The following is a 20,909-nucleotide window of genomic DNA, read 5'->3' as shown; positions in this document are numbered from 1 at the left end:
CCCCCGCCGCCCCCGTCCGCCGGCGCGGCCGGGCCGGCGGACCGCGGCGCGGCGGCCGGCTCACGTACGCGGTCCTCACCGCGGCCGTGCTGGTCTCGGCGTTCCCGTTCTACTGGACGATCGTCGCCGCCAGCCGCTCCAACGCCGACCTCGCGAGGACCCCGCCCTCGCTGCTGCCCGGCCCGAACCTGATGCACAACCTCCGGCAGGTCCTGGAGGAGGCCGACATCGGCAAGGCCCTGCTCAACTCCCTGATCGTCTCCGGCTCGATCACCGTAGGCACCGTCCTGTGCTCCACCCTCGCCGGCTTCGCCTTCGCCAAACTGCGCTTCCGCGGCCGGGGGGTGCTGCTCACCCTCACCGTGTCCACCATGATGATCCCGCCGCAGCTCGCGGTGATCCCGCTCTTCATGCTGATCGCCCGGCTCCACTGGGTCAACCAGCTGCAGGCCGTCGTCCTGCCCGGACTCGTATCGGCCTTCGGCGTGTTCTTCATGCGACAGGTCCTCGTCCAGTCCCTGCCCGACGAACTGATCGAAGCGGCCCGCGTCGACGGCGCCTCCACGGCCCGCATCTTCCGGTCCGTCGTGCTGCCGATCGCCCGGCCCGGCATGGCCGTGCTCGGCCTGCTCACCTTCATGACGGCGTGGAACGACTTCTTCTGGCCCGTCGTCGCGCTCTCCTCGCAGGAACCGACCGTGCAGGTCGCGCTCCGCCAGCTGGGCGGCGGTTACGTCCACGACCAGTCCGTGATCATGGCGGGCACCCTGCTCGGCACCCTTCCCGTGCTGCTGGTCTTCGGCCTCCTCGGCCGTCAGATCGTCGGCGGCATCATGCAGGGCGCGGTCAAGGGCTGACGCCGCGCACCCCGCACCCGCACACGCACCCGCCCGCCGTCCCGTCCGCCCTCACACCCCGGGAGTCCCCTCCGATGACAGCCGTCGACGCACGCCCCGACACCTCGCCGCTCCTACGATTCCCCCAGGGATTCCGCTGGGGGACGGCCACCGCCGCCTACCAGATCGAGGGCGCGGCCACCGAGGACGGCCGCACCCCGTCCATCTGGGACACCTTCAGCCACACCCCCGGCAAGGTCCGCAACGGCGACACCGGAGACGTCGCCGCCGACCACTACCACCGCATGCGCGAGGACGTCGCCCTCATGAAGCGCCTCGGGGTGAGCGACTACCGCTTCTCCGTCTCCTGGCCCCGGGTCCAGCCGACCGGCCGCGGCCCGGCCTCCCCGCGGGGCCTGGACTTCTACCGGCGGCTCACCGACACGCTGCTGGACGCCGGGATCCGCCCGGTCGCCACGCTCTACCACTGGGACCTGCCCCAGGAACTGGAGGACGCGGGGGGCTGGCCCCGGCGGGAGACGGCCGACCGCTTCGCCGAGTACGCGTCCCTCACCGCCGAGGCCCTCGGCGACCGGGTGGCGACCTGGACGACCCTCAACGAGCCCTGGTGCACCGCCTTCCTGGGCTACGCCTCCGGGGAACACGCCCCGGGCCGCACCGACCCGGCCGCCGCCCTGCGCGCCGCCCACCACCTCAACCTCGCCCACGGGCGTGCCGTCCAGGCGCTGCGCGCCTCCGCGGCGCCCTCGGCCGAGGTCTCCCTGACCCTCAACCTGCACGCGGTGCGCCCGCTGACGGACTCCGCGGCCGACCGCGACGCCGCCCGCAGGATCGACTCCCTCGGCAACCGGATCTTCCTCGACCCCGTCTTCCACGCCCGGCTCCCGAGGGACCTGGTCCGCGACACGGCACCGGTCACCGACTGGTCCTTCGTGCGCGACGGCGACCTGCGGACCGCCTCCGCCCCGATCGACTCCCTCGGCGTCAACTACTACGCCCCGACCGTCGTCGCGGCGGGCGACTGCCCGACGCCCTCGCCCTGGCCCGCGGCCGAAGGGCACGTACGCTTCCCGCACCTCCCCGGCCCGCGGACCGCCATGGACTGGCCGGTCGACGCGGAGGGGCTCTACGGGCTGCTCACCGCGCTCGCCGAGGAGCTGCCCGGCGTACCGCTGCTGGTCACCGAGAACGGGGCGGCGTACCACGACTACGCGGACCCGGCCGGCCGGGTCCGCGACCCGGAACGGATCGCCTACCTGCGGGCCCACCTGGCCGCGGTGCACCGGGCGATCGGGCGGGGGGCCGACGTGCGCGGGTACTTCCTGTGGTCGCTGCTGGACAACTTCGAGTGGGCGCACGGCTACGGCAGGCGGTTCGGCATCGTGCACGTCGACTTCGCGTCCCAGCGGCGGACACCGAAGGACAGCGCCCGCTGGTACGCCGACGTGATCGCGCGCGGCGGCGTCGTTCAGTAAGTGAAAGCTCCGGACCGTGCTCGGGTTTTACGTGTTCACCTCTTGCCCGCGCGCGGGGCAGAGGGGCACAGTGGCGGCGCACCCGTTCTTTGAGAGCGCTCTCATCCCCCCACCCGGCCAGCCCCCAGAGAGGGTTCCCATGAGAGTTACGCCCCCACCGCGAGGACTCCTGAGGCGAGCGGCCTCCGCCGTCGCCGCGCTGCTCCTGCCGGCCGCCGCCGTGATCGTCGCCATCCCGGCGGACGCCTCCGTACCCGCCGACCCGCCCGGTTGGACCCCGGTCTTCCGCGACGACTTCACCGGTCCGGCGGGATCCGGGATCAACGGCGCCGACTGGCAGTACACGACCGGGACGAGCTACCCGGGCGGCCCGGCCGGCTTCGGCACGGGCGAGGTCGAGACGATGACCGCCGACCCGTCCAACGTCTCCCTCGACGGCGCAGGCAACCTGCGCATCACCCCGCGGCGCGACGGCGCCGGCAACTGGACCTCGGGCCGCGTCGAGACCAGGCGCTCCGACTTCCAGCCGCCCGCCGGCGGCAGGCTGCGCGTCGAGGCCCGCCTCCAGATGCCGAACGTCACGGGCGCGGCGGCCAAGGGCTACTGGCCCGCCTTCTGGATGCTGGGCGCCCCTACCGGGGCAACTGGTGGAACTGGCCCGGCATCGGCGAGATCGACATCATGGAGAACGTCCAGGGCATCAACAACGAGTGGGCCACGATGCACTGCGGCACCAGCCCCGGCGGACCGTGCAACGAGACCTCCGGCATCGGCGGCCAGCAGGTCTGCTCACCGGCCACCTGTCAGGGGGGCTTCCACACCTACGCCGCCGAATGGGACCGCGGCACCAGCCCCGAAGAGGTCCGCTTCTACCTCGACGGAGTCAACTTCCACACCGTCCGCGCGGACCGGATGGACGCCGCCACCTGGAACGCGGCGACCGGCCACGGCTTCTTCCTCATCCTGAACGTCGCCATGGGCGGGGCGTTCCCCGGGGCCTTCGGCGGCGGCCCGGACGCCGGCACCGAGCCCGGTCACCCGATGACGGTGGACTACGTGGCGGTCTGGCAGAGCGGCACGGGCACCACCACCCCGCCCGCCCCGACTCCCACCCCCACACCGACTCCCACCCCGCCGACCGGCGGCCGTGACGCCTACGCGGCGATCCAGGCGGAGTCGTACGACGGCCAGGCCGGCCTGACGACCGAGACCACCACCGACACCGGCGGCGRCCAGGACGTCGGCTCGGCCGCCCAGGGCGACTGGGCCCGCTACCGGGGGGTCGACTTCGGCACCTCGGCCGCGACCCAGTTCCGGGCCCGCGTCGCGAGCGGTGCGGCGGGCGGGGTCAGCGGACTGGTCGAGGTTCGCCTGGACAGCCGCACCAACCCCCCGATCGGCAGTTTCGCCGTCGCCGACACCGGGGGCTGGCAGAGCTGGCGGACCGTCCCGGCGAACCTCTCGGGCGTCACCGGCACCCACGACGTGTACCTGACCTTCACCAGCGGTCAGCCGGCCGACTTCGTGAACGTCAACTGGTTCGAGTTCGGCCACTGACCACTGACCCCTGGCCACTGACCCCTGGCCACTGACCAGCGGCCAGCGGCCACGGGCCCGGTCGGCCGGGGCCACCCGGCCGGCCGGGCGCGCGTCACCCGGCGCCCGCTCCGCCGCGCACCGGCGGCAGGTGCGCGCGCCGGTGTTCCCCGGGCGCCATCCCGCGGACGGCGCGGAAGGCACGGCTGAAGGCGGCCGCGTCGGTGAAACCCCACCGTCCGGCCACCTCGTGCACGGGCGACGACGCCAGCAGCGGATCGGCGAGATCGGCCGCGCAGCGCTCCAGCCTGAGCCTTCGGATCCTCCGGGACACCGTCTCCTCCCGGTCCGCGAACAGCCGGTGCAGGAGCCGGACCGAGATGTGGTGCCGGGCGGCGATCACGGGCGGGGAGAGCCCGGGGTCGGCGAGGTTGTGCTCGATGAACAGGTCGATCCGCTCCAGCAGCAGCCGGTGGCGGCTGTGCGGGGGCAACCGGTCCGCGGTGTCGGCGTGGTGGGCGAGGAAGGCCGTCGCCAGGTCGCAGGTGATGAGGCCGAGGTGCTCCTCGTCCCCGGCCGCCAGGAACTCCGCTTCCCGGACCACGGACACGAGGTGGCGGGCGAGGATCGCCGCCACCCCGTCGGCGGAGGGGATACCGGTGGCGAGGAGCCGGTCCGCCGTCGACGCGGGCAGCGGCAGCAGGGCCCGCGGGAGGTGGAGGACCAGGGCGCGGGCCGGCCCGGTGTCCGGCCCGCCCGCGGCCCGGCTGTCGTAGGGGAGCGAGGAGCTCCACAGGCTGAGGTCCCCCGGTCTCAGGAGGGTCTCCCGCCGGGACTGGGACAGGCCCAGGGTCCCGCCGAGCAGGAGCGTCAGCTCGTACGTCTCCGGGTCGGACCGGCGGACGAGGCGCGCCGTGCGCCGCGAGCGCAGGGCGGTGTAGGACAGCACGGCGATCCGCGCGGGCCCCAGGTCCAGCACCCCCATGCTCCCCGTGAATCCGGCCCGGTCCTCACTCGTGACGTCGGTGGGGCCGGCCCCTTGGCCGACGGCCTCGTGCCACCACGCGAACCGGTCCTCGCGCGGCAGCCGCGCCGTGTCGTAGACCACCAGTCCCATACGTCCCCCCGGGCCTGTCCCCTGCGCTGCGCAGGACGCTCCACGATGGGGGAGGAGACGGCCGCCGTCCACGCGGGGCGGCGCGGGGCGGCCTGATCCGGCCGGCCCCGGCGCCGGAAGGCGGAAGCGGGACACGGGGCGCGCGTACGTCGGCAGGCACCACGCGACCACCGGAGCGGAACCCGCCGCCGCGCCCGCGCGCCCCGCCACCACCCCGTCGGCTCCGGCGCGTTCCCGCCGCTGCGGTCCGGTAATCCCGGTGCGAACCGATCGCCCGGTGTGATAGTCCTCCTGTCATGGGCGATCTGGTGACGGCGCGGCTCGTGCTCCATCCGATATCCGGCGGCGAGGCCGAGCGGCTGGCGGCGGGCGAACCGCCCCGCGGCGCCCGATGGGCGCCCGGATACCCCACCCCCGGAGACGTCGCCGCCGCCGAGCGCTTCTTGCGCACCCTCGCGGACACCGGGGATCCCCACCCGTTCGGCAACTATGAGATCCGGCGCCGCGAGGACGGTCTGGCGATCGGCGGCGCTGGCTACCACGGACCCGCGGACGAGAACGGCCGCGTCACGATCGGGTACGGCCTCGTCCCCTCGGCACGGGGCCGGGGATACGCCTCAGAAGCCCTGCGCGCACTGCTCCTGTTCGCGCGGGCCCACGGCGTCACGTGCGTGCGGGGCGACGCCGATCACGACAACACCGCGTCCCAACACGTCATGACGGCGGCAGGCATGCGCCCCGTGGGAGAAGACGAACGCGTCAAGTACTTCGAGATCGCCTGGACCGGCCCGACGACGATCACCGGCCCCCGCTCCCAGGACCTGTCCGGCCGATCGCCCGTGGAAGACGGACCGTGAACGGCACCGGCCACGGGCAGGCGACGGCGCCCGGCACCGCCCCGCCATCGCCCGGCCCGCCCCGGCTGCGTCGCTAGTCGCCCCGCACTTCGGTGTTCTGGCAGGCGTGCAGCAGCCAGGTCCCGTCATCCTGCTTGGTCATGACGTACAGCGGGGCGCCCTCGGTGTCGCCCCCGGCCGAGTGGTAGACCTGCCGGACCTTGACGGCCGCGACGTCGGGCCGCAGGAACCGCGTGTGCACCGCCTCGTAGGTGACCTCGCCGTCCCAGTTCGCGTGGGGCAGGACGGCGCGCGTGAACTCGGCTATCGCGTCGAAGCCGATGAGGACCTTGCCGTGGGCGGTGGTCCAGAGGGCGTCGGGGTGGAAGAGCGCGAGGAACCCCTCGACGTCCTTGGCGCGCTGGGTGCGCTCGACGGTGGCGACGACCTCTTCGATGGCCTTGATGTCTGCGGTTTCGGTGTCCATGCAGATCATTCTGAGACCTCGACTCGACTTGAGGTCAAGGGCGGTGGTCGTGGCGACCGCCCGGACGCGGCCTAGGAGACCGCGTACCACTGGCTTGCCCAGCCGGTGTTGATGGTGCTCGTGGCCTGCTCGGCGAGGTTCACGGTGGCCGGCAGTGAGGTCTGGCCGGTCAGGACGGTGCTGTAGCGGAGCCTGGGCGGCGTCAGGCCGGCGTTGACGGAGATTCCGGCGCCCGTGGACTTCAGGGTGAGGGCGTTGGTGGCCCAGTTGCCGTTGAGCAGGAGGGCGATGAAGTAGGTCCCGGGGGCGGCGGTGAACGATTTGGCCAGGGGCAGCGGTTTGGCGATCGCGTCCGTCATCAGCTGCGGGGAGATGTCCGACGTGGCCGAGAGCAGGGCGCCCTTGTCGTCGTAGACGCCCAGGTAGCAGTTGGAGAGCTGCGCGTTGGGGTCGATGCCGGCCAGGCCCAGCCAGATGTTCGACCACGTGATCTGCTCGCGCAGCACGATCCGGACCAGGGTGACGCGCCCGCCGACCCCGGCGGCCGACTGGGCGGTGACGTGCCCGGCGTCATTGGGGTCGCCGGTCCAGGCGAGGAGGTTCTGGTCCTGCGGCCGGGGGCCCTCGTACCCGCCCGTAGCGCCCTGGGCGGGTGCGGGGGCCGATGCGGCGGAACCGGCCTTCCCGTTCGGCTCCTCGCCCGACGAGCTGCAGCCCGCCAGGACGAGCAGCGCGGTGAGCGCGGCGGCCAGGCGGGTCGTGGCAGTGGTGGTGCGCGTGCGCATGGCTGGGTCCCCCGTGAGGTGCGGTTGTGCCGACGCGCCATGGTCACACGGGCCGTTCACCAGCCTGCCACCCACCCGGCCCACACGCCCGCCGCCGGTCCGCCGCGGGTGACGCCCGGGCGGGCGCCCACCGCGGCGGACCGGGGCGGACCGGGAGGGACCGTCAGCCGTCGATGCGGTGCTGGGTCCAGAAGGAGGTCAGGTCCGTGGCCGTGGCGGCCTGGGCGGCCGCCTTGAACTCGGCCGTGGTCGAGACCCCGTACCAGTGCGAAGTGGCGTAGTCCTGGAGGACCTTGGCCATCGCGGTGTCACCGAGGACGCGCCGCAGATCGTGCAGGGCGCACTTGCCGTAGCCGTAGACGACGGTGGAGTACCGGGAGGAGTGGGCGTCCCAGTAGCCCATGTTGTTGGTGATCTTCTCGGCCGTAGAGGCCCAGGAGACGCTGTTCCAGCAGCCGGTTCCGGTCTTGTTCTGCGCCAGGTCGGTGGCGTAGTCGGTGAAGGCCTCGTCCAGCCAGGGGCTGTTGTACTCGTCGTCGCCGACGATGCCGTACCACCACTGGTGCGCGATCTCGTGGGTGAGTGCCGTCGTGCTGACCAGGTCCAGGACGAACCCGGGGTATTCCATGCCGCCGAACCAGTAGTTGTTGTCGATCACCGCGTCCAGCTCGCCGTACGGATACGCCCCGAAGCGGGCCGAGTGGGCGTCCACCGCGGACTTGGCGGTGCTGAGCATCGACTGCGCGTCGGACGAGCTGATGCCCGAGACGGAGTAGATGTTGACCGGGGTGCCGCCGGCCGAGGTGCCGGAGATCTTGCTGAACGGACCGGCCGCCCAGGCGAAGTCGCGGACCTTGGTGGCGGTGGCGGTGGTGATCGTGCGCCCGCTGGTCCCGGGGGTGTCGACGGAGGCGCCGGTGGCCGGTACGAGCAGGGCGCTCGGGTGGTCCAGGGTCACCTTGAAGTCGGAGGCCAGGGAGTAGAAGGACTCTCCGTTGTTGGTGTACGGGTCCAGGTGCCAGCCCGCCCCGTCCCTGACCGCGAGCACGGGCAGGGCGTTGCCGAGCATGCTGAAGGCCCCGTCGTAGCCGAAACGGTCGGCGCCGCTGGGCACGGTGATGCCGAGGTCGAAGCCGATCGTGGCGCTCTGCCCCTGGGGCAGCGGGGCCGGCAGGTCGATCTTGAGGGCCGTGCAGCCGACGCTGAGCGCGCCCGCGGTGCCCCCGGTGACGTTGGTGACCGTGATCGGCATGGCGGAGCAGGTGCCGTGGTAGTTGTCCCACAGCCGCAGGTACACCTCGCTGAGCGCGGTGGCGGAGGAGTTGGTGAAGGTGGCGCTCTCGTGCCCGGTCCAGCCGGTTCCCGCGGTGTTGCTGCTGAGGCTGACGGTGTAGGAGGGAGCGGACGGGGTACGGGTGGAGTCCCCGGGCGGGGTGGTGCCGCCGGAGGTGTCGAGGGCCACGTCGTCGACCACGAAGCTCGTCTGGAGGCTGGAGTCCTCGGTCCCGGTGAAGCCGACGCTCACGGTCTGGCCGGCGAACGCCGACACGTCGAAGGACTTCTGTACGTAGCCGGTGTTCCTGTCCAGGTTCGAGTACGTCGCGAGCGTCGTGCTGCCGATCTTCGCCGTCAGCTTGTCGTACTTCGTGGACGTGGTGGTCTCGGCGGTGTCGATGTGCAGCCAGAAGGTGAGGGTGGCGCTGCTGCATCCGGAGGGGATCGTGACGCTCTGGGACAGCGTGTCGGTGTGCGTGCTGCCGACGCCGTTCAGCCAGGCGAAGGAGGAGCCGCCGTGGGCGCTCTGGCCGGCGCGGGTGGTGATGATGCCGGCCTGGGACTGGCTCCAGGGGGAAGTGCCGCTCTCGAAGCCGCCGTTGGTGACGACCTGGGCCGGCGTACAGGCGGCGGCCCGCGGGGCGGGGGCCGGTGCGGCGGCCGCGGGGGTGGCGGTGACCGAGGCGGCGGCCAGCGCGGCGACGGCCAGCACGGTCGTCGCGAGGGCCTTGTGGGGGGTGGATCTCACACGGAACTCCTTTGAGGCGGCCGGGATCCCGGCCTGCTCGGTGACCACCCGGACGGCGAGGGTGCGCCGGTGGGCGGCCGGGGGCTGTGCGCGTCGCTCGCGCGAGCGCGGTGGTGAGATGGGTGCGGTGCCGCCCGGGTCGGGGCGACAACTGCCGGAAGCCTTGCAGATTTGACGCGAGCATGCCATCAGAGGGGGGTAAAGTGTTGGCGAGTCCCGCCTTTGCCGACCCTCGTGTCGGCGGCTCGGCCGTGCCGCCGACGGGTGCCCGGCGGCGCGGCGCGCCGGCACCCACCCCTCTACGCCCGGAGCCGCCCCGCGAGCCCCCGCGTCCCGGCTCGCATGGGCGGGCGCGGGCGCCGCGGTGACCCTGCGCTGTCGCCCGTGCGTGCCACCGCGTCGGATCCCCCCGTCCTGCCTATGGTGAGAGGAGTGCAAGACCGAACGGTCGCACGCGGGCAGGTGGAGTGTGGGCGCTACCGGTATCGACTTCGAAGCGGTCTTCCGGGCCCTGCCGGGCGCGGTCGCCCTGCTGACCACGGACCTCGTGTTCGCCGACGCCAACGAGGCCTACCTGCGGCTGTCGGGCCGCCCTCGTGAGGAGGTCCTGGGCCGCTACCTCTTCGACGTCTTCCCCGACAACCCCGGCGACCCGGCCGCCAGCGGCATGCGCAACCTGTACGCGTCCCTCCGCAGGGTCGCCTCCACCGGGGAAGCCGACAGCATGGCCCTGCAGCGCTACGACGTGGAGGACCCCGACCGGCCGGGGATGTGGGAGGAGCGCTACTGGAGCCCGGTGAACGTACCGGTGCTCGGCCCGGACGGTTCCGTGGTGCTCCTGCTCCACCGGGTCGAGGAGGTCACGGAACTCATCCGTGCCCGCGGCACCCGCGGCGGCGGTGTCCGTGCCAGGGCCCTGGAAGCGGAGCTCTACACCCGGGCCCGGGCACTCCAGGAGCTGAACCAGCGCCTGCGCGAGGCCCACGCCCGCGAACGCGAGGTCGCACTCCACCTCCAGGAGGCGATGCTGCCCGAGCCCGACCCGCTGGGTCACCACGGTGCCGCGGTGCGCTACCGGCCCGCCACCGGATCCCTCAACGTGTGCGGCGACTGGTACGACCTGTTCGACCTGCCCGGCCGTCGGTACACCGCGGTCTCCGTCGGAGACGTCGTCGGCCACGGACTGACCGCCGCCGGTGTCATGGGCCAGCTCCGCAGCGCCCTGTCCGCCGCCTCCCGGGTCGCGGAGGGCCCCGCCCAGGCCCTGGAGATCCTCGGTCTCTACGCCCGCTTCGTCAAGGGCGCCGAGTCCACCACCGCCGTATCGGTCTTCATCGACTGGTCCGGCCACACCCTCACCTACAGCAGCGCCGGCCACCCCCCACCGGTGCTCTGCCACCCGGACGGCACCGTGACCTTCCTCGACCGGGCGACCGACCCCCCGCTGGGCGCCCGCCCCGAACACGTGAGCCGCCCGCAGAGCAGGACCGGCTTCACCGAGGGCTCCACCCTCGTCCTCTACACCGACGGACTCGTCGAGCGGCGCCACGAGGACATCGACATCGGCCTGCGCCGGCTCGCCGACTCCGTCATCCGCCACCGGAGCGCCGACCCCGAAAGCCTCGCCGACGCCCTGCTGATCGACCTGGTCCCGCCCGCCGGCATCACCGACGACACCGCGCTGGTCGTCGTCCGCCTGTGACCGCACGCCGGCCGACAAGGCCGCTCCGGCCGGGGGCCGACGCGGGTCGACGCGGGTCGACGCGGGTCGGCGGGGGACCGTCGCCCGGCCGGAGACGCCCGCGGGCTCAGGCCGGAAGCTGCTCGACGACGCTGGTGCCGCTTCCCTCCCGGGACTCCCACGTCCAGGTCTCCTCCAGGCGCAGGCGGCCGTCGGCGAGGGCCCTCACGAGCGAGACGCAGTGTCCGGACGCGGTCGTGCCGTCGAGCCGGAGCTGGACGTAGCGGAAGTCGACGGTGTCACCGGTCCGGGTACCGACGAGGTGCCCCCTGACGACGTCCCCGCCGCGGTACTCGGCCCAGACGTGGCCGTCCCGCTCGTGGTACTCGAAACGGGTCTGCCGGCCGACCTGGCCGGGTGCCTGATCGGCCACCGGGACGAAGACGAGACCGTCGAGCGAGCGCGCCATGGGTGGCTCCTGGGGACAGAGGTGGAAGGGGGCCGGGTCAGGACCGCGGCTCTCCACACCGCGGCTCCCCGCTACGCGGACACGGCGCCGACGCACGCACGAGGCGGTCCTCCACGACAGTACCCCGGCCGTCGGCGCCCCCGTCCGAAGGGGGTCCCCCGCAACAGCCGGTGCCATCCAGGGCGGTTGGCCGGGCATCGTGCGGCACCCGGCCCTAGGAACCGTCCCCCGGAGCGGCCCCGGACCGCGGGCAGGCGCGGCAGACGCGGCCGCTGCGGCGCACCGCGGACGGCCGCCGGTGGCTGATGTGGCCCGCGGCGCAGCGGATGAGGTGAGGGGTGTGGACGCCGAGCCAGAGGGGTTCGAGGAGGACCGCGCCGACGGCCGTCAGACGTTCCACGAAGGCGGCCGACGCGGCGGCGGGGTCCTTGCGCGCGCAGGTCCGGCACAGGCCCTGCCCCTGCTGGACGTTCGACGGGCGCGGGGCGCACACATGGCCGGCCGCGCAGCGGACCCGGTGCGGGGTGGCGTTGCCGAGCCAGACGGGTTCGAGGAGCTGCGCGCCGGCGTCGTCGAGGCGGGTGTGGAACGCCGCCTCCGCGCGTAACGAATGAGCGGGACGGCGAGGCTGAGGCTGGTACACGGGCTCCCCCGGGATGGCGCACGACCGGCGAGTGGATACGGACACCGCCCATTTCACCTGAATCCGCACACGGAACGCCACCGCCGCCCGTCGAAACCGGCATCCATCGCGGGATCCGGACCGGCCGCCCCCTCGCGAGTGGCGTCACCGCCCGCCGTGCCGGTACCGCGCCGAACGGGAGAATCAGTCAACCGATGCCGAATGACGAGGAGTTGGCCGTGACCGGATCCCAGGAGTTCTTCGCCGCCTACGACGCACTGCTCGCTCGTTGGCCCGCGGGCACCACCGAGATCGACGTTCCCACCCCGTACGGCACCACCCGCGTCCACGCCTACGGCCCCGCCGACGCCACCCCCCTCCTCCTGCTCCACGGCGGCGGCTCCACCGGTGCGGTCTGGTTCGCCAACGCCCGTGCCCTCGGGGCGCGTCATCGGGTACTCGCCGTCGACATCCTCGGAGACGCCGGCCGCAGCACGCGCCGGGGGCGCCCGCTGCGCACCACCGCCGACCTCATGGACTGGCTGGACGCGCTGCTCAACGGCCTCGGCGCATCCCGAGTGCACCTGCTGGGCCATTCCTACGGCGGCTGGATCGCCCTGACGTACGCCCTGCACGCCGCCCGGCGGGTCGACCGGCTGGTGCTCCTCGACCCCACCCAGTGCTTCGCCGGCTACCGCCCCTCCTTCCTGCTGCGGTCCCTGCCGGTCCTGGTCCGCCCGACCGCGGCCCGCGCCCTCGCCTTCCTGGACCGCGAGACGGCGGGCACGGACACCGATCCGGAGTGGAAGCGGCTCTACGCGCTGGCGGCATCGAGGTTCCCGGACCGCGGGCTGGTCGTCGGCCGCCGCCCGGACCCCGCCGCGCTGGGCGCCCCGGTCCTGGTCCTCCTCGCGGGCCGCAGCGGCGCCCACGACGCGGCGAAGGCCGCGGCCCGTGCCCGCAGGGCCGTACCGCACGCCCGCATCGAGACCCTCGCCGACCTGACCCACTTCGCGCTGCCCACCGCCGCGCCCGCGGAGATCGACCGCCGGGTCGCCGACTTCCTGGCCGCCGGTGAGGAGGCCGTCGCCGCACCGGACGAGGCCTGAAGAAGATCTTCCAGGGCGGTCCCGGCGCGGCCGTCGGGGTTCCCAGCGGGTGCGCGGTTCGCCCGAGTGGGGGAAGCTGGGCATGGCCTCAGGGCCGACAGCAGTCCGGACGGGCGAGGGAGGCCTCGTGGACGCTTCAGGAGACGAACGGCTCATCCGCACGCCCCGGAGCGGGCTGCGGACGGTCACGGTGCTGTGGGCGGCCGCCGCCCTGGCCGTCGCGGCCGTGCCGGCCGCCGCGCGGCCGGCGGCCGCACCGGATGAGGACCCCGTCGTGGTCGTCGACTGCTTCCAGAAGGCCCAGGTGCGGCCCGACGACTTCGTGCTGGCCTGCGGTGACGGCAACAACCGCCTCGTCCGGCTGCACTGGGACAGCTGGGGCCGGCGGACCGCGACGGCCACCGGAACCGACCTGGTGAACGAATGCCGCCCCAACTGCGCGGAGGGCCGTTTCCTCGGCTACCCGGTGAGGGTGACCCTGAGCGAGCCCGACCAGTGGCCCACCGCCCCCGACCTGCGACGCTTCACCAAGATCCGGCTCATCTACCCGGACACCGCGCCGGCGCCGGTCGCGAAGGACGTGACGTACAAGCTCGTGTACTGATGCCGCTCGTGTGCTGATCCCGTGCGAACCCGGCGGCCCCCCACCACCACGGAGCCCCGGGACACCATCCCGGGGCTCCGTGCACTTCGCTGACCGCCCCGTTCAACGAGCGTCCGGGGGCGGGGTCACGCCCGGATCCGGACGAGCGGTCCTCGGCGGGTGGCGGGCCCCGCCCGCGTGGCCGGCGGGGCCGGGATCCGCTTACGGTGGCAGGGTGGCCGTTCCCCTCCGGCGCGGCCGACCACCCGCCGAGGACCGGTCCACGCGCCGCGGCTCCGGGCCGACCCGGGACCCCGCCGCCACGGCGCTCCCCGTCCCGGAGAAGGGAAGGGCGCCACCATGTCCGCTGCCACCGAGCCGGTCCCGTGCCGGCCCCCGGCCGCCGCCCGCACGCGCCCGCCGCGCCGTACGCCGGTACGGGTCGCCGTGATCGGGGCGGTCGCCGCGCTGTGCGCGACCACGATGGGCGGCGGCGCCCACGCCATCGTCAACGGCCACGACGCCGCCGGGCCCTACCCGTTCATGGTGTCCATCCCGATGACCTACGTCTACGGCGCCCAGCGGATCGAGGGGGTGTGCGGCGGCTCGCTGATCGCACGCGACTGGGTGGTCACCGCCGCCCACTGCGCCGAGGAAACGCCGACCTCCCACCCGGCCGGCACGGTCAGGGTCGGCAGCGAGCGCCGCCACTCGGGCGGCACGGTCCGCACCATCGTCGAGAAGGTCGTCCACCCCGGCTACGACGGGCGGGAAGGCCGCTCACACGACGACATCGCCCTGCTGCGGCTGGACCGTCCGGTCCCGCAGCAGCCGATCGAGATCGCCGCACGCGCGCCCCGGGTGGGCGCCGACACCCGCATCCTCGGCTTCGGAGCCCTGGCCGACGTGCAGACCGCCGAGGACTGGGTGCTGTCCGAGCGGCTGCAGGAGCTGGACACCCGCAGCGCCGCCCCGACCGTGTGCCTCGGGCTGAAAGCCGCCGGCGAGCTGTGCACGACCAGTCGGGAGCCCGGGGCGATGGCCTGCTACGGAGACTCCGGCGGACCGCAGATCCAGCGGACCGGCGGCCGTTGGAGGCTCGTCGGCGCCACCTCCGGCGACGGCGACCACGCCGTGGACCCCAAGTGCGGCGACGGTCCCGGCATATGGACCTCGGTCCCCGCCTACCGGGGCTGGCTCGACGCGACGATGGACCGCGGACCGGCGGTGCGCGAGGGAACCGGCGGGCCGCCCGGTGCGTTCTGAAGGGCGTACGGGGGCCGCAAGAGCCGTAGGGGAGAGCGCATCGTGGGTACCACAGGAGCCCGTCCGACCCGTCGTGCCGTGCTGAGCGCCACAGCGGGAGCGGTGTTGGCGGGGATCCCCCTGGGCGGGTCCGCGGCCTTCGCGGCGCCGCCGGGGAAGGGGGACGTCCTGCGGGAGCTGCGCGCCCTCGAACGGGAACACTCCGCCCGCCTGGGGGTGTACGCCAAGGACACGGCCACCGGCCGGACCGTGCTCCACCGCGCGGAGGAGCGTTTTCCGATGTGCTCGGTCTTCAAGACCCTCGCCGTCGCCGCGGTGCTGCGCGACCTCGACCGCGACGGGGAGTTCCTGGCCACGCGCCTCTTCTACACCGAACAGGAAGTGAAGGATTCCGGATTCGGTCCCGTCACCGGCCTGCCCGAGAACCTGGCGGCCGGCATGACCGTCGAGCGGCTGTGCGCCGCGGCGATCTGCCAGAGCGACAACGCCGCGGCGAACCTGCTGCTGCGGGAGCTGGGCGGCCCCGAGGCGGTCACCCGTTTCTGCCGGTCGGTGGGGGACCGGACCACCCGGCTGGACCGCTGGGAGCCCGATCTGAACTCCGCCGAGCCCGGCCGGCTGACCGACACCACCACCGCGCGCGCCATCGGGCGGACCTACGAAGCACTGGTGCTCGGCGACGCGCTCGCCGCGCGGGACCGTGAGCGGCTCACCGGATGGCTCCTGGCGAACACCACAAGCACCGAGCGCTTCCGCAAGGGCCTGCCCGCCGACTGGACCCTGGGCGACAAGACCGGCGGCGGCGCGTACGGCACGAACAACGACGCCGGCGTCGCCTGGCCCCCGAACCGCCCGCCCGTGGTGATGACCGTCCTGACGACCCACGACCGGCCGGACGCCGCGGCCGACCACCCGCTCGTGGCCAAGACGGCGGCGCTCCTGGCGGCGGCGCTCGGCTGACGGCCGCCCGCTTCGGAGGGCCGTGCGGAACCGATTCTTCGGTCGCTCGTTGAGGTGGTGGGTGCACCCACCACCTCGGGTCCTCCGTTCCCCGGGGCGGGCCACCCGCCTTCGGGCCCCCTCAGGCCGCCGCGGGCCCCCTCGCCCCTCAGGCCCGCAGGCCGGCCAGCCGGGTGCGGAAGGCCTCCGTGTCGGACAGGAACCACAGCTGGGTGCCGCGGTTGCTCTCCCGGACGAAGTCCCGCAGGGAGTCGCTGGCGTCGATGTGGTGCGCGATGTCACCGATGACCGCCAGTCCCATCCGGTAGTTCGCGAACTTCTGGACGACGGTGCCCGCCAGGCGGGTGCGCAGCCGGAAGAAGTCCTCCGGCAGGCACTCGGCCGGCAGTACGACCCACTCCGCGCCCCGGTACATCCCCTCGCCGATCAGGTCGGTCGCATCGCGTTCGTCGCGGACGGGAGTCCCGTCGCCCGAGCGGAAGAGGACGGAGGTGCCGGCGAGTTCCTCGATCGTGTCAGCCATGGGAGGCGTCCCTTTCGTCGTGGTGCGGTCCGGCGGACGCCGGATCATTCCAGGTCCTCGATCACCGAGTCGATGAGCCGCAGGAGTTCGGCCGTGGTGTCCAGGCCGCCCAAGACGATGATCTTGAGGGTGGCGCGTTCCCTGTCGTGGACGCTCTCCACGCGCAGCCGGTCGTCGCCGTGGCGGCCCGCGACGGCGGCCATCAGCAGATTGGTCAGGCGGTCGACGGAACCGGGGGCGATCGCGTCGATCTGGACGATGCCCGACACCTCGGTGTGCCGCGCGGGGCGGGCGGGCGAGGGGGCGGGAAGGCCGGTGAAGGCCTCCAGGTCCTCGTGGGTGACCCGGTACTGCCGGCCGACGAGGGCCGCCTTCAGCCGGCCGTCCCGGACGTACCCCCGGACGGTCCGTACGTGCAGCCCCAGCAGGTCCGCCACCTGTTCCACCGAGTAGTAGAGCTGCTGCCGCGCCACACCGTCCACCCCGTCGCCACACCGCTCCCCGCCCCGCGTCCATACGCGTCGAGGACCCTTAACTTCCCTCAAAGTACATGAGTGAGGGAAGTTTACGTAACTACGGGGGAGGGGCCAGCACGGTCACGCAGTCCTGCCAGGCAGGCGGGCTCAGCAGTGGCCGCAGTCGGGTGAACATGGACAGGAGGTCGGCTCCCCACCTCGCGCGGAAGTCGCCGTCGACGCGCGCGATGTCCACCTCGTTGGCGGCGGTCAGTTCCACGAAGTCCCTGCGCCGGCGCGGGGTGGGGACGAACCGGGCGCCGGTGAACCGGTCGCGGAAGGGCGAGCCGGCGTCGGCCAGGGTGGGGTAGGACGCGTCGCGGTCGCAGCTCGCGTAGAAGTAGACGATCGATTCGGCTTCGGCGCCGATCACCTCCGCCAGCCGGGAGCGCTGCCCGAGCGGCAGGGGCGCGGTGGCGAAGCCGTCGGTTCCGTAGAAGGCGTGGCACAGTCCGGCGAGCTGGAGGGCGGGGCGGGCGTCCCAGCGTTCGAGCTGCTCCCGTACCCGTCGCAGGTGTGCGCCGAGGGTGCCGCCGGGATGGTCGGCGGTGGAGGCGCCGAGTTCCTCCAGGAGGCGTAAGGCGGCGGATGCGCGGTCGGCCGATCGTGGCATCTGGATCGTTCCTTCCCGGGTCGGGGGAGGTCGGGTCGGCACCCGGCAGTGTCCTGAGCGGTGGTCCGGACCGATGCTCAGGCCCCTGCCGGGTTGCCGCCCTGGGCCCGGGAAAGATCATGGCAAGGGCCAATATCCAAGTCAATCCTAGGGTTTGGTTCCAGTCACCCAAGGGATAGCTTGGGGGCGTGACTCTTGACGATCTCCGTTTCTTCTCCGCGGTGTGCAAGGCGGGTTCGCTCAGCGCCGTGGCCCGCGACATGGACTGCACCCAATCGGCCGTCAGTCAGCACGTGAAACGACTCGAACGCGAGCTCGGCCTCAGCCTCCTGGAGCGCCACTCCCGCGGCGTGGTCCCCACCCAGGCCGGACACCTCCTGTGGATGGCGGTCGACGAAGGCCTCGGCAGCATCGACCGCGCCCTGCGCGACATCGACGACCTCGTACGCGGAGACGGCGGATCCGTGCGGATCACCACCGGTGCCACGACGGTCCGTCACTTCATGTCCGCCGCCGTCGTCGACTTCCGGCGCCGGTTCCCGCAGGTCAGCCTGGAGTTCGAGACGGAGAACTCCAGCCGGGGCTGCTGCGGTGCGGTGGCCGCGGGCCGGGTCGACCTCGCCTGGATCACGATGGGCGAGCCGGTGCGCGGCATCGAACAGCGCCCCGTCGTCGAACTGCCCTGGGTCCTGGCCGTCAGCGCCGAACACCCCCTGGCCACGAACCCGTCCATCGCCCCCGCCGACCTGGAGGGCATCCGCATCGTCGGACTGCCCGAGAACTCGACCTCCCGCTCCCACCTCGACCACTGGCTCAGGGAATCGGGCATCCACGCCGTCTTCGACACCAGCGTCGCCGACTGGGACACCGCGATCCTGCTGGCGGAGCTGGGACTGGGCTGCGCCCTGGTGCCCGCCCTCCCCGGCTGGCTCGGCCGCGGTCACGCGGGCCTGCGCCTGGTCCCGCTCCCCGCCTTCCCGCCCCTGGGCGCCGGCTGGGCCGTCCGCCGCTGGGACGCCCTCTCCCCCCTGGCCCGCACCTTCGCCGACACCGTCGCCCGCCACTGCGCGCGACGGCCCGCGGCCGCCCCGGGGAGCCAGGGGGCGGCCCGGGGGTGACGGCCGCGCCGTCAGCCGGTGTACCTGGTGCCCTCGAAGGAGTACGGCAGGTGCGACTGCGCCGCGATGGACACCTCACCGGATCCGCCCGCCGGGACCTTCAGTACGGTGAGCCCCATGATGCGCTGGGTGTACGAGGCCCAGGGGATGCCCGTCGTGCCGGCCCAGCCGCTGCTGCTGAACGTCGTCGAACGTCCCGGGCCCATCTCCGTGGACAGCTTGCTGACGGTCGTGCAGGCGACGAGCGCACCGCCGTCGGTGGTCCGCCAGACCGGGCCGTGCGGGGCACGGACGGTCTCGGCCCCGGCTTCGAGCCCGGCCGGGTTGCCGAGGCGCTTGCGCTCGGCCTTGAGACCGTCGGCGAAGGACTCGCGCAGGGAGACGACCTCCTTGCTCCACTTCACGCCGCCCGCGCCCGCGTCGGTGTGCAGGTAGTCGCCGTAGCGCCCGCAGACGTCCGACGGGTTCGCGGCGAGCCCCGTGGGGTCCCCGCCGGTGGCGGCCCGGCCGTCGGGGCCGACGGCGATCTGCGGCAGGTCCTTCGCGTCATCGGCGCGCGCGAGGAAGCTCTCGTGCCAGGGGGAGCCCGTCCGCTGCTGGTGGAACAGGGACCAGCGCAGCACCGTCTCGTTCTCGGCGGCACCCACGGTGTGGCCGGAGAGCTCCTGGGTGCCGAGGATCCAGCGGTCGCTCCCGTCGTCCCGGCCGGTGGTCCACGTGTGCACCGCCGGGTCGGTCTCCGGGGTGTTGGTGGGCCCGGGCTGCCGGTCGGTCCCGTACTTGCGGGAGGTCTCCACGACGGCGAGCTGCTGCTCCAGCAGCGGGCCCTCGGTGATCCCCTTCCAGTACTCGGCGTCGAAGCCGTCCGCCTCGACCTTCGCGCCGATGTCCTTGACGACCTGGCGCGCCTCGTCCGCGGTGAGCGGCGGGGCCTTGACCGGGGCTGCGGACGGGCTGCCCGCCGGCGACGGCGCCGCGGACACGGCCGGGCCGGCGGCCGGCCGCGCGGCGTTCGCGCCACACCCGGCCGTGGCGCCGAGGGTCAGCAGAACGGCCAGGGCCGTGGGTACGGAACGTCTCATGGAATCCCCCCGGGGAACGTGGACAGGCCCCTGATCATGCACTATGCCCCCGACAGCCCCGTCAGGGAGTGCCGCGCCGCCCCGGACGCATGCCGTGGCCGCCCGCGCTCCGTAAGCTCGGGCACGCGCGGGCCCGGACGAGGGCCCGTGGACGCACCCGACGGGGCGACGGCGCGGCCCGTCCCGCCCGGGTCCAGGAGAGGACGTGGAGCACTTCATGACCACACCACGGGACTTGCTGATCGTCACCATGGACAGGGCGTCCGGACCGCCCGCCGGACAGGGCGACCTGTCGCTCGCGCTCGCGGGCGCCGAGCTGGTCGACCTCCTCGCCGCAGGGGTCGCCGCCCTCGACGGCGACCGCATCGTGCCGGGCGGGGGAGCGGCCCCGGACGACCGCCTGCTGGCGGAGGCGGCCGCCGCTCTCGTCCGGGAGGTGCCCTACGAATCGGTGGCCGACTGGCTGTGGCGCAGGGGCCGCGAGCTGTCCGGTGCCTACCGGTCCGCGCTGGAGGCGGACGGGCTGCTCGCCCGGGAACAGCGTCGCGGCATGTCCTTCCGGGCCGGCCCGCTGGTGCCCGCCGATTCGCCCGCCCGCCGCCGGGCCGCGGACCGCTGGGCCTCGGAGGACCCCGTCCTCGTCCTGCTCGCGGAGGCCGTGGGAGTCCCGGGCCACCGGCACGCGGACGCGCCGGACGTCCCGGACGTCGCCGACGACTCGGTGGCCACGGTGCTGGCCGCCGTCAACGACGCGGTGGTCGAACTGGGCGCCGTACGGCAGCGGAGGGCCATCGAGGAGGCGGCCTTCGACAACATCTGGCGAGGGGGCGGCGGCTGACGGGAGGTTCACGCCCGCGCATTGTGACTACCATGGGATTCCAGGCAGACACACTGTGTAATGGAGGCGTAATGCTGGGTCTGGTTCCCGGCGCCAAGCCCGATCAGGGCGTGCACGCCCTGGGACTCGGCGAGATCACTTCGAATCCGTGGGTCTTCAAGTGCATGGGCCGCGTCTACAGCGCGGCCCGCTCCGGCGGCGCCGTCGTCATGTGGGACGTCACCGACATCACCCGCCCGTTCCCCGTCGGCAGGGCCGAACCCGGCTCCGAGGACCTGTGGAGCGTCCACACGCCACGGGGCCTGCTCGCGGGCCGTACCGACGGCACCCTCTACGCGATCGCGGCGCTCAGGGAGGCCTCGCTCCCGGCCGGCGGCCCCCCGCCGGGCCCGTTCGGACCCTAGTCCCACCGGA

Annotated in this window: 21 protein-coding genes and 1 pseudogene; 12 read left to right on the top strand and 10 right to left on the bottom strand. The window is 73.5% G+C overall.

All coding sequences use genetic code 11. The features are described from left to right. From AB4039_RS16515 to AB4039_RS16505, 3 genes and pseudogenes are all read left to right on the top strand, one after another. On the top strand, positions 1 to 857 hold an 857-nt coding region (locus AB4039_RS16515; protein WP_442271049.1), incomplete at its 5' end, for a carbohydrate ABC transporter permease. A 74-nt stretch (positions 858 to 931) separates the two neighbouring features. Then, a complete protein-coding gene (locus AB4039_RS16510; RefSeq protein ID WP_442271048.1) occupies positions 932 to 2,332 on the top strand; it encodes a GH1 family beta-glucosidase in 1,401 nt (466 codons plus the stop codon). Between the two features lie 139 nt (positions 2,333 to 2,471). After that, positions 2,472 to 3,889 (top strand): annotated as a pseudogene (locus AB4039_RS16505) (glycoside hydrolase family 16 protein). A gap of 94 nt (positions 3,890 to 3,983) precedes the next feature. Here the strand turns inward: AB4039_RS16505 and AB4039_RS16500 are convergent. After that, positions 3,984 to 4,985 (bottom strand): helix-turn-helix domain-containing protein, encoded by a 1,002-nt coding sequence (locus AB4039_RS16500; protein WP_266847394.1) that lies wholly within the window; start codon positions 4,983 to 4,985, stop codon positions 3,984 to 3,986. Between the two features lie 296 nt (positions 4,986 to 5,281). On the opposite strand from AB4039_RS16500, the gene AB4039_RS16495 reads away from it, so the two are divergent. Next, complete coding sequence (locus AB4039_RS16495; protein ID WP_266847392.1) at positions 5,282 to 5,842, top strand: GNAT family N-acetyltransferase; 561 nt, start codon at positions 5,282 to 5,284, stop codon at positions 5,840 to 5,842. Positions 5,843 to 5,915: 73 nt separating this feature from the next. Here AB4039_RS16495 and AB4039_RS16490 read toward each other — a convergent pair whose 3' ends face one another. The 3 genes from AB4039_RS16490 to AB4039_RS16480 form a co-directional block, all read right to left on the bottom strand. Continuing rightward, on the bottom strand, positions 5,916 to 6,317 hold the full coding sequence (locus AB4039_RS16490; protein WP_266847390.1) for an SgcJ/EcaC family oxidoreductase: 402 nt from the start codon (positions 6,315 to 6,317) through the stop codon (positions 5,916 to 5,918). Positions 6,318 to 6,379: 62 nt separating this feature from the next. Next, positions 6,380 to 7,093, bottom strand: a complete 714-nt coding sequence (locus AB4039_RS16485) for a hypothetical protein (RefSeq protein WP_266847388.1) — start codon at positions 7,091 to 7,093, stop codon at positions 6,380 to 6,382. A gap of 163 nt (positions 7,094 to 7,256) precedes the next feature. Further along, a complete protein-coding gene (locus AB4039_RS16480; RefSeq protein ID WP_266847386.1) occupies positions 7,257 to 9,116 on the bottom strand; it encodes a M1 family aminopeptidase in 1,860 nt (619 codons plus the stop codon). 469 nt (positions 9,117 to 9,585) lie between these two features. On the opposite strand from AB4039_RS16480, the gene AB4039_RS16475 reads away from it, so the two are divergent. Next, positions 9,586 to 10,818, top strand: coding sequence for a PP2C family protein-serine/threonine phosphatase (locus tag AB4039_RS16475; RefSeq protein WP_442271047.1), 1,233 nt, complete (start codon positions 9,586 to 9,588; stop codon positions 10,816 to 10,818). 106 nt (positions 10,819 to 10,924) lie between these two features. Here AB4039_RS16475 and AB4039_RS16470 read toward each other — a convergent pair whose 3' ends face one another. Then, on the bottom strand, positions 10,925 to 11,266 hold the full coding sequence (locus AB4039_RS16470; protein ID WP_266847383.1) for a hypothetical protein: 342 nt from the start codon (positions 11,264 to 11,266) through the stop codon (positions 10,925 to 10,927). A gap of 214 nt (positions 11,267 to 11,480) precedes the next feature. Then, entirely contained in the window at positions 11,481 to 11,909 is a 429-nt protein-coding gene (locus AB4039_RS16465; RefSeq protein ID WP_442271046.1) for a hypothetical protein, read from the bottom strand. A gap of 194 nt (positions 11,910 to 12,103) precedes the next feature. On the opposite strand from AB4039_RS16465, the gene AB4039_RS16460 reads away from it, so the two are divergent. The 4 genes from AB4039_RS16460 (at position 12,104) to bla (ending at position 15,806) form a co-directional block, all read left to right on the top strand. Continuing rightward, entirely contained in the window at positions 12,104 to 12,997 is an 894-nt protein-coding gene (locus AB4039_RS16460; RefSeq protein ID WP_442271045.1) for an alpha/beta fold hydrolase, read from the top strand. Between the two features lie 127 nt (positions 12,998 to 13,124). After that, positions 13,125 to 13,601, top strand: a complete 477-nt coding sequence (locus AB4039_RS16455; protein ID WP_266847378.1) for a hypothetical protein — start codon at positions 13,125 to 13,127, stop codon at positions 13,599 to 13,601. A 339-nt stretch (positions 13,602 to 13,940) separates the two neighbouring features. Next, positions 13,941 to 14,846 (top strand): S1 family peptidase, encoded by a 906-nt coding sequence (locus AB4039_RS16450; RefSeq protein WP_442271044.1) that lies wholly within the window; start codon positions 13,941 to 13,943, stop codon positions 14,844 to 14,846. A 42-nt stretch (positions 14,847 to 14,888) separates the two neighbouring features. After that, positions 14,889 to 15,806 (top strand): class A beta-lactamase, encoded by a 918-nt coding sequence (bla, locus tag AB4039_RS16445; protein WP_266847374.1) that lies wholly within the window; start codon positions 14,889 to 14,891, stop codon positions 15,804 to 15,806. Between the two features lie 148 nt (positions 15,807 to 15,954). Here the strand turns inward: bla and AB4039_RS16440 are convergent, their stop codons facing one another. From AB4039_RS16440 to AB4039_RS16430, 3 genes are all read right to left on the bottom strand, one after another. Then, the gene (locus AB4039_RS16440) at positions 15,955 to 16,329 is read right to left on the bottom strand and encodes a DUF4180 domain-containing protein (protein WP_266847373.1); all 375 of its coding nucleotides are present in this window, start codon (positions 16,327 to 16,329) and stop codon (positions 15,955 to 15,957) included. 44 nt (positions 16,330 to 16,373) lie between these two features. Then, positions 16,374 to 16,802 (bottom strand): helix-turn-helix domain-containing protein, encoded by a 429-nt coding sequence (locus AB4039_RS16435; RefSeq protein WP_266847371.1) that lies wholly within the window; start codon positions 16,800 to 16,802, stop codon positions 16,374 to 16,376. A gap of 100 nt (positions 16,803 to 16,902) precedes the next feature. Beyond that, on the bottom strand, positions 16,903 to 17,457 hold the full coding sequence (locus tag AB4039_RS16430; protein ID WP_266847369.1) for a DUF6817 domain-containing protein: 555 nt from the start codon (positions 17,455 to 17,457) through the stop codon (positions 16,903 to 16,905). 188 nt (positions 17,458 to 17,645) lie between these two features. Between AB4039_RS16430 and AB4039_RS16425 the strand changes: the two genes are divergently transcribed. Then, positions 17,646 to 18,575 (top strand): LysR family transcriptional regulator, encoded by a 930-nt coding sequence (locus AB4039_RS16425; RefSeq protein ID WP_442271043.1) that lies wholly within the window; start codon positions 17,646 to 17,648, stop codon positions 18,573 to 18,575. 11 nt (positions 18,576 to 18,586) lie between these two features. Here AB4039_RS16425 and AB4039_RS16420 read toward each other — a convergent pair whose 3' ends face one another. After that, the gene (locus AB4039_RS16420) at positions 18,587 to 19,657 is read right to left on the bottom strand and encodes a hypothetical protein (RefSeq protein WP_442271042.1); all 1,071 of its coding nucleotides are present in this window, start codon (positions 19,655 to 19,657) and stop codon (positions 18,587 to 18,589) included. A gap of 217 nt (positions 19,658 to 19,874) precedes the next feature. Between AB4039_RS16420 and AB4039_RS16415 the strand changes: the two genes are divergently transcribed. Both AB4039_RS16415 and AB4039_RS16410 read left to right on the top strand, forming a co-directional pair. Continuing rightward, positions 19,875 to 20,495, top strand: a complete 621-nt coding sequence (locus AB4039_RS16415) for a GPP34 family phosphoprotein (protein WP_442271041.1) — start codon at positions 19,875 to 19,877, stop codon at positions 20,493 to 20,495. Positions 20,496 to 20,566: 71 nt separating this feature from the next. After that, entirely contained in the window at positions 20,567 to 20,899 is a 333-nt protein-coding gene (locus AB4039_RS16410; RefSeq protein ID WP_266847364.1) for a hypothetical protein, read from the top strand. Positions 20,900 to 20,909 lie beyond the last annotated feature (10 nt).

It is taken from the genome of Streptomyces sp. M-16 (assembly GCF_052114405.1).
Classification (GTDB): Bacteria; Actinomycetota; Actinomycetes; order Streptomycetales; family Streptomycetaceae; genus Streptomyces.
This window is presented reverse-complemented; position numbering and strand designations above follow the sequence as displayed.

What these genes read in the sequence shown, in the direction of transcription:
- AB4039_RS16510 (WP_442271048.1), top strand. Translation starts at nt 932, where the DNA reads ATGACAGCCGTCGACGCACGCCCCGACACCTCGCCGCTCCTACGATTC.
- AB4039_RS16500 (WP_266847394.1), bottom strand. Translation starts at nt 4,985, where the DNA reads ATGGGACTGGTGGTCTACGACACGGCGCGGCTGCCGCGCGAGGACCGG.
- AB4039_RS16495 (WP_266847392.1), top strand. Translation starts at nt 5,282, where the DNA reads ATGGGCGATCTGGTGACGGCGCGGCTCGTGCTCCATCCGATATCCGGC.
- AB4039_RS16490 (WP_266847390.1), bottom strand. Translation starts at nt 6,317, where the DNA reads ATGATCTGCATGGACACCGAAACCGCAGACATCAAGGCCATCGAAGAG.
- AB4039_RS16485 (WP_266847388.1), bottom strand. Translation starts at nt 7,093, where the DNA reads ATGCGCACGCGCACCACCACTGCCACGACCCGCCTGGCCGCCGCGCTC.
- AB4039_RS16470 (WP_266847383.1), bottom strand. Translation starts at nt 11,266, where the DNA reads ATGGCGCGCTCGCTCGACGGTCTCGTCTTCGTCCCGGTGGCCGATCAG.
- AB4039_RS16460 (WP_442271045.1), top strand. Translation starts at nt 12,104, where the DNA reads ATGCCGAATGACGAGGAGTTGGCCGTGACCGGATCCCAGGAGTTCTTC.
- AB4039_RS16450 (WP_442271044.1), top strand. Translation starts at nt 13,941, where the DNA reads ATGTCCGCTGCCACCGAGCCGGTCCCGTGCCGGCCCCCGGCCGCCGCC.
- AB4039_RS16440 (WP_266847373.1), bottom strand. Translation starts at nt 16,329, where the DNA reads ATGGCTGACACGATCGAGGAACTCGCCGGCACCTCCGTCCTCTTCCGC.
- AB4039_RS16430 (WP_266847369.1), bottom strand. Translation starts at nt 17,457, where the DNA reads ATGCCACGATCGGCCGACCGCGCATCCGCCGCCTTACGCCTCCTGGAG.
- AB4039_RS16420 (WP_442271042.1), bottom strand. Translation starts at nt 19,657, where the DNA reads ATGAGACGTTCCGTACCCACGGCCCTGGCCGTTCTGCTGACCCTCGGC.
- AB4039_RS16415 (WP_442271041.1), top strand. Translation starts at nt 19,875, where the DNA reads ATGACCACACCACGGGACTTGCTGATCGTCACCATGGACAGGGCGTCC.
- AB4039_RS16410 (WP_266847364.1), top strand. Translation starts at nt 20,567, where the DNA reads ATGCTGGGTCTGGTTCCCGGCGCCAAGCCCGATCAGGGCGTGCACGCC.